Origin of the sequence: Streptococcus sp. 2154, from assembly GCF_013277255.1 — a bacterium.
In the GTDB taxonomy this organism is placed as follows: Bacteria; Bacillota; Bacilli; order Lactobacillales; family Streptococcaceae; genus Streptococcus; species Streptococcus pseudopneumoniae.
Genome location: NZ_VMMK01000040.1, coordinates 1 through 7667 on the forward strand (window position 1 = coordinate 1; position 7667 = coordinate 7667).

Annotated in this window: 6 protein-coding genes and 2 pseudogenes; 7 read left to right on the forward strand and 1 reads right to left on the reverse strand. The window is 39.4% G+C overall.

Annotated features, from left to right (window positions below; genetic code table 11):
- The 5 genes and pseudogenes from HT693_RS07630 to HT693_RS07650 all read left to right on the forward strand — a co-directional run.
- A pseudogene (locus HT693_RS07630) lies at nt 1–411 on the forward strand (transposase); the annotation flags it as partial.
- A 185-nt stretch (nt 412–596) separates the two neighbouring features.
- Nucleotides 597–1075: pseudogene (locus HT693_RS07635) on the forward strand (DUF1919 domain-containing protein); the annotation flags it as partial.
- 101 nt (nt 1076–1176) lie between these two features.
- Nucleotides 1177–3306 (forward strand): Tex family protein, encoded by a 2130-nt coding sequence (locus tag HT693_RS07640; protein ID WP_138705070.1) that lies wholly within the window; start codon nt 1177–1179, stop codon nt 3304–3306.
- The gene (locus HT693_RS07645) at nt 3293–3742 is read left to right on the forward strand and encodes a SprT family protein (protein ID WP_001054507.1); all 450 of its coding nucleotides are present in this window, start codon (nt 3293–3295) and stop codon (nt 3740–3742) included. The genes HT693_RS07640 and HT693_RS07645 overlap by 14 nt, the downstream gene beginning before the upstream one ends.
- Before the next feature lie 58 nt (nt 3743–3800).
- Nucleotides 3801–4073, forward strand: coding sequence for a PspC domain-containing protein (locus tag HT693_RS07650; protein ID WP_001085044.1), 273 nt, complete (start codon nt 3801–3803; stop codon nt 4071–4073).
- 137 nt (nt 4074–4210) lie between these two features.
- Here the strand turns inward: HT693_RS07650 and HT693_RS07655 are convergent, their stop codons facing one another.
- The gene (locus HT693_RS07655) at nt 4211–4408 is read right to left on the reverse strand and encodes a hypothetical protein (protein WP_050223462.1); all 198 of its coding nucleotides are present in this window, start codon (nt 4406–4408) and stop codon (nt 4211–4213) included.
- 429 nt (nt 4409–4837) lie between these two features.
- Between HT693_RS07655 and HT693_RS07660 the strand changes: the two genes are divergently transcribed.
- Both HT693_RS07660 and HT693_RS07665 read left to right on the forward strand, forming a co-directional pair.
- A complete protein-coding gene (locus HT693_RS07660) occupies nt 4838–5596 on the forward strand; it encodes an ABC transporter ATP-binding protein (RefSeq protein ID WP_000173372.1) in 759 nt (252 codons plus the stop codon).
- Between the two features lies 1 nt (nt 5597).
- Nucleotides 5598–7589, forward strand: a complete 1992-nt coding sequence (locus HT693_RS07665) for an ABC transporter permease (protein WP_138705068.1) — start codon at nt 5598–5600, stop codon at nt 7587–7589.
- Nucleotides 7590–7667: the final 78 nt, after the last annotated feature.

Sequence of the window (7667 nt, forward strand, 5' to 3'; positions counted from 1 at the left end):
CTCTATCGTCCTTAGGCATGTGCTCCTAGAGGAGAGAAAGTCTATGAAAAGATTAGCGGACGTCGTTTTGAGCGAACTTCTATTGTTGCAGAACAAGTAGACGGAGAGTTTATAGCTCCCATGATTTACACGAACAGCATGACAAGCGATTTCTTTGTGGAGTGGTTCAAAATGCAACTCCTACCTGCTTTGAAAACACCTCATGTTATTATCATGGACAATGCTAGTTTTGATCCCAAGAACATTTTGGATGAACTCTGCATCCAAGATAAACACTTTTTCTTACCTCTACCGCCATATTCACCGGATTTGAATCCTATTGAGCAAGCTTGGGCTATCTTGAAAAAGAAAGTAACAGATTTATTAAGGGAAGTCTCAACTATTTTTGAATGTTTGGAACGCTTTTTTTAAAACTAAATGATTATATAATTGAAATAAGAAGAAAATCATTATCAGAAAATTATAGGAGGTAGTAAAATTGACTTGCTTAATCAGTGTTATTTTATTACATCAAGGAGATAAAAATAGTTTATTAGAGTCTTTATTAATAGTTGATAGACAAACATTTAAAGATATAGAAGTTATTATTGTAAAGCCAATATAGAACACCTTTTGTTGGTTTATTTATTCTTCCTGATGATTATTATAAACTTACAAAGGATTTTCGGTACTATATGGAACAAGAACTTGTTTTCGAAGAGGAACTTGTTTCACCGAGCTGGACCCATGAAGTTTATCCTTTGGGGCACTTAGGGGATATAGATATTCATTTTCTACATTATTCTAGTATTGAAGAAGCACGGACTAAGTGGGAAAAAAGAAAAAACGCATAAATTGGGATAATCTATATTTTAAATTTGATAATAAAGATTCAGCTAGTGAAGAAATTTTAAATAAGATGGATAATCTTCCTTATTCTAATAAATTAATTTTAGTCAATCGTCCATATAAAAATTTGAAAAGTCAATGTGTTATTCCAGGTCAGGAACATCTTCCAGAACTGGCTATTATGTCTGATCCATTAAATACTTTTGATATCATGGCTTGGTTAAAAAAAGGTGGCAATGCTCTTTAAGTACCAGTTATTGCGCTATAGCATATAAATCTATTCCCTACATATTTTTTAAATGTTCTACGAGTTAATTTGAAATGTTTAGCTTGTGGTATAATAGATTCATGGATAAAAAATATGAAAAAATCTCCCAAGATTTGGGAGTGACGTTAAAGCAAATCGATACTGTTCTAAGTTTGACAGCAGAAGGGGCGACAATCCCCTTTATCGCGCGTTATCGCAAGGACATGACTGGTAGTCTGGATGAGGTGGCGATTAAGGCCATTATCGACTTGGATAAAAGTCTGACCAATCTCAATGACCGCAAGGAAGCTGTTTTAGCTAAGATTCAAGAACAAGGCAAGTTGACCAAGGAGTTGGAAGAAGCTATCTTAGCTGCCAAAAAATTAGCAGACGTTGAAGAACTCTACCTACCTTACAAGGAAAAGCGTCGAACCAAGGCAACCATTGCTCGTGAAGCTGGACTCTTCCCACTTGCTCGCCTGATTTTGCAGAATGTAACTGACTTAGAGAAAGAGGCTGAAAAGTTCATCTGTGAAGGATTTGTGACTGGGAAAGATGCCTTGGCTGGTGCAGTTGATATCTTAGTCGAAGCCTTATCGGAAGATGTGACACTGCGCGCCATGACTTATCAGGAGGTGCTGAGACACTCTAAACTTACTTCGCAAGTCAAGGATGAAAGTCCTGATGAAAAGCAGGTTTTTCAGATTTATTATGATTTTTCAGAGACAGTTGGAAATATGCAGGGCTATCGTACATTGGCCCTCAATCGTGGGGAGAAGCTAGGTGTCTTGAAGGTCGGTTTCGAACATGCGACAGACCGTATTCTAGCTTTCTTTGCTGCTCGTTTCAAGGTGAAAAATGCCTATATAGATGAAGTTGTTCAGCAATCGGTTAAGAAAAAAGTCTTACCTGCTATCGAGCGCCGTATTCGGACAGAATTGACTGAAAAAGCGGAAGAAGGGGCTATCCAACTCTTTTCGGACAACCTACGCAATCTCCTCTTGGTTGCTCCACTGAAAGAGCGCGTGGTTCTTGGATTTGACCCTGCCTTTCGTACAGGTGCCAAGCTAGCTGTCGTGGATGCAACAGGAAAAATGCTGACAACACAGGTCATTTATCCTGTTAAACCAGCATCAGCTCGTCAAATCGAAGAAGCCAAGAAAGATCTGGTAGATTTGATTGGTCAATATGGCGTGGAAATTATTGCCATCGGAAATGGTACTGCTAGTCGTGAAAGTGAAGCCTTTGTGGCGGAAGTTCTGAAAGATTTTCCTGAGGTTAGTTATGTCATCGTAAATGAAAGTGGTGCTTCTGTCTATTCTGCCAGTGAACTTGCTCGTCAGGAGTTTCCAGATTTGACCGTTGAAAAACGCTCTGCCATTTCTATCGCCCGTCGTTTGCAGGACCCCCTTGCTGAATTGGTTAAAATCGATCCTAAGTCAATCGGTGTTGGCCAGTATCAGCACGATGTCAGCCAGAAGAAATTGTCTGAGAGTCTGGACTTTGTTGTCGATACAGTGGTAAACCAAGTCGGTGTCAATATCAATACGGCCAGCCCAGCTCTTCTTTCACACGTAGCTGGACTCAATAAAACCATCTCTGAAAATATCGTCAAATACCGTGAGGAAGAAGGAAAAATCACTTCACGCGCCCAAATTAAGAAAGTTCCTCGTCTGGGAGCCAAAGCATTTGAACAGGCTGCTGGTTTCCTCCGTATCCCTGAAAGTAGCAATATCCTCGATAATACTGGAGTTCACCCAGAAAATTACGCTGCCGTTAAGGAACTTTTCAAACGCTTGGACATTAAGGACCTGAATGAAGAAGCCCAAGGCAAACTCAAGTCTCTTTCAGTCAAGGAAATGGCGCAAGGGCTAGACCTTGGTCCCGAAACTCTTAAAGATATCATTGCAGATCTTCTCAAACCAGGTCGAGATTTCCGTGATTCCTTTGACGCACCTATGCTTCGCCAAGATGTCCTGGATATCAAGGACTTAGTGGTTGGGCAGAAGCTAGAGGGTGTGGTGCGTAATGTCGTTGACTTCGGTGCCTTCGTTGACATTGGAATTCACGAGGACGGCTTGATTCATATTTCCCACATGAGTCGCAAATTTATCAAACATCCTAGCCAAGTGGTGTCAGTTGGAGATTTGGTGACCGTTTGGGTCAAGAAAATTGATACTGAACGTGAAAAAGTCAATCTGTCGCTCCTAGCTCCAGATGAATCTAACTGATTACGTCAAGCAGGTTTCGCTAGAAGACTTCGGCAGACCTTTTATCCATCATGCCCAGTGGAATAGGCGTCTACGTTCGACAGGTGGGCGATTTTTCCCCAAAGATGGGCATTTGGATTTTAATCACAAGGTTTATCAGGAACTGGGGTTGGACGTTTTTAGGAAAATTGTCCGACATGAACTCTGTCATTATCACCTCTATTTTCAAGGAAAGGGCTATCAACACAAGGATCGGGATTTTAAGGAACTGTTGAAAGCAGTGGATGGATTACGCTTTGTGCCAACCTTGCCAAATAGCAACTCCAAGCCAATCAAGCTCTATCGTTGTCAATCCTGCCAGCAAACTTATTATCGCAAGCGAAGGATTGATACCAAACGCTATCGCTGTGGAGTTTGTCGAGGAAAGTTGCTACTAGTAAATCAGCCTGAGGACTGATGAAAGCCGAGCCTACCCGTGATATACTATGTCTAACCTAGCAGAAAGAGGAAATATCATGAACAGTAAGTTTTATAAAATGAGACGAAATCGCATGATTTCAGGAGTTTTAGCAGGTCTGTCAGACAAGTGGAACTTTGATGTTACCCTTGTACGTTTTCTGTTTGCCATTTTTACAGTCGCAAACTTTGGACTTGGGGTGATTATCTATATCATCCTAGCTTCTATCATGCCAACCAAGGAAGAAATCGAAGCAGAAATGTACGGAACAGGCCCACGTAAACGCAAAGAAGCTCAAGCCATTGACGATAATGAAGGCTGGTTTTGGTGAGGTTTTACAAAAGATTTGGAATACGCAAAAAGCTTTAAATCAATAGTCTAAACTGCTTGATTTAAAGCTTTTTTACTTTTAATAAGATTTTCTCAGCCTCATATACAAATTAAAAATATTATTTTAAACTCAGTTTTTTAATCTGTTTTTTCTTGCTGAGACAATACATTTTTTGAAAAATGGTGGATGCTGATAACAACTGATAGCCAGCAAATAGCATAAGCAGTAGCTGTAAATTCTGTACCGATAAAGTATGTTTTTTCAACTAAGAGCTGACCGATGAATGGAGAGAGGAGATAGAGAAGTCCGATGAGTATATGTTCTTTGTGTTTCATTAAAGCGCACCTTCTTTCCTTATAGGTTGATCGACTTGCAAGTGTTAAATTTAATGGTATGTTATCTAGGTAAGCTTACTCAAATGTTAGTTTCCGCTTCCTCCTTTCCAAAGTAAGCCTTTTCACACTTATATTTTACAATTTTAAAAATAGGAAATCAAATCATTTTCTAAGTAATTTTGCTTACATTTCCCCCAATCTTACAAAAATGTAAGATTAAAGTCTCTTTTGTAAGGTTAGGTTATGGCAAGCGGTCTTTTTTTGATGTAAACTAGACTCATAAAGAAAAAGGAGTAAGAACATGAAAAAATTATTTCAAGAAAAATTTTCAAAACAACCAAGCCACAAAGAAATCGAGCGCGTTCAGCTGGGATGCGCTATGATGCAAGCAACATTTCATTTGATGGGATATTAAGAAAGGAGATTCTCATGACACTTTTAGATGTAAAACACGTTCAAAAAATTTATAAAACTCGTTTTCAGGGCAACCAAGTAGAGGCCCTCAAGGATATTCACTTTACCGTAGAAAAGGGAGACTACGTTGCTATCATGGGTGAGTCTGGTTCTGGTAAATCAACTTTGCTCAATATTCTAGCTATGCTGGATAAACCAACTCGTGGCCAGGTTTACTTGAATGGAACTGACACCGCAACCATTAAAAATTCACAGGCTTCTAGCTTCCGTCGTGAAAAATTAGGCTTTGTCTTCCAAGACTTTAACTTGCTAGATACTCTTTCTGTTAAGGACAATATCTTGCTTCCGCTTGTCTTGTCAAGAAGACCTATTACGGAGATGATGAAGAAATTGGTGGTGACAGCTGAGAATCTAGGTATCAACCAATTGCAAGAGAAGTACCCTTACGAGATTTCTGGTGGTCAGAAACAGCGTGTAGCAGTAGCACGCGCCATCATCACAGAACCTGAAATTCTCCTTGCGGATGAGCCAACAGGTGCCCTTGATTCCAAGTCCTCTGCAGCTCTTCTTGATGTTTTTGATGAAATCAATGAGCGCGGCCAAACCATTCTCATGGTAACCCACTCAACAGCAGCAGCTAGCAGAGCTAAACGTGTACTCTTTATCAAGGACGGCATTCTTTACAATCAAATCTACCGTGGAGAGAAGACAGAGCGTCAGATGTTCCAAGAAATCTCTGATACCTTGACTGTCATGGCAAGCGAGGTGAATTAGTATGTTTCGATTAACTAATAAGTTAGCGGTATCGAACTTGATTAAAAACCGCAAGCTCTACTATCCTTTTGCGCTGGCTGTTCTCTTGGCAGTCACTGTCACCTATCTCTTTTACTCTCTAACCTTCAATCCCAAGATTGCTGAAATCCGTGGAGGAACCACCATTCAAGCAACACTTGGATTTGGTATGTTTGTCGTTACCCTTGCGTCAGCCATTATCGTCCTCTATGCCAATAGTTTTGTCATGAAAAACCGTTCCAAGGAACTAGGAATTTATGGCATGTTGGGCTTGGAGAAGCGTCATCTTATCAGTATGACCTTTAAGGAGTTAGTGGTATTTGGGATTCTAACTGTTGGAGCGGGTATCGGTATTGGAGCCTTGTTTGACAAGTTGATTTTCGCTTTCTTGCTCAAACTGATGAAATTGAAGGTTGAGCTGGTCGCTACCTTCCAAATGAATGTTGTCATTGCAGTACTTGTTGTCTTTGGATTGATTTTCCTAGGGCTCATGTTCCTGAATGCCCTTCGAATCGCCCGTATGAATGCCCTCCAGCTCTCGTGTGAGAAAGCAAGCGGAGAGAAAAGAGGTCGTTTCCTACCTCTCCAAACTATTCTTGGTTCCATAAGTTTAGGGATTGGCTATTATCTTGCCCTTACGGTAACCGATCCTCTTACAGCCCTAACAACTTTCTTCCTAGCTGTTTTGCTGGTTATTTTTGGTACTTATCTATTGTTTAATGCAGGGATTACAGTCTTCCTACAAATCTTAAAGAAAAACAAGAAATACTATTACCAACCTAATAACCTCATCTCTGTTTCCAACTTGATTTTCCGTATGAAGAAAAATGCGGTTGGACTAGCAACCATCGCTATTTTGTCAACAATGGTTTTGGTAACCATGTCAGCAGCGACTAGTATTTTCAATGCCTCAGAATCCTTTAAAAAAGTGATGAATCCGCATGACTTTGGCATTACTGGAAAAAATGTTGAAAAAGAAGATTTGGACAAACTCTTGAGCCAGTTTGCAAGTGACAAAGGTTATAGTGTCAAAGAGAAAGAAGTGCTTCGTTACAGTAACTTTGGTATTGCAAATCAAGAAGGAACCAAGTTAACTATTTTTGAAAAAGGACAAAACCGTGTCCAACCAAAAACAGTTTTCATGGTATTTGACCAAAAAGATTATGAAAATATGACTGGTCAAAAACTGTCTCTATCAGGAAATGAGGTTGGTCTCTTTGCCAAAAATGACGGACTGAAAGGACAGAAAGCTCTAACTCTAAATGATCATCAATTTTCTGTCAAAGAAGAATTTAATAAAGATTTCATTGTGAACCATGTTCCAAATCAGTTTAATATCTTGACTACTGATTACAATTACCTTGTTGTTCCTGATTTACAAGCCTTTTTGGATCAATTCCCAGATTCGGCTATCTATAATCAGTTTTACGGTGGTATGAATGTAATAAATGTCAGTGAAGAAGAACAACTCAAGGTCGCTGAGGAGTATGAAAAATACCTCAATCAATTTAATGCTCAATTAGACACAGAAGGTAGCTATGTTTATGGTAGCAATCTAGCAGATGCTAGTTCTCAGATGAGTGCCCTCTTTGGTGGTGTCTTCTTTATCGGTATTTTCCTATCCATTATCTTTATGGTCGGAACCGTTCTGGTCATCTATTACAAACAAATTTCTGAAGGCTATGAAGACCGTGAACGCTTTATTATCTTGCAGAAAGTCGGTTTAGATCAAAAGCAAATCAAGCAAACCATCAACAAACAGGTTTTAACTGTTTTCTTCCTTCCTTTGCTTTTTGCCTTCATACATCTAGCCTTTGCCTACCATATGCTTAGTCTGATTTTAAAAGTGATTGGTGTAATAGATACGAATATGATGTTGATTGTGACCTTGTCTATCTGCGCTATCTTCCTCATCGCCTATGTGCTGATTTTCATGATTACTTCAAGAAGTTATCGCAAGATTGTCCAAATGTAAAAAAAGATACCTCGACTTGAAAATCGAGGTATTTCTTGTATTTTATACTCAATAAAAATCAAAAAGCAAACTAGGAAG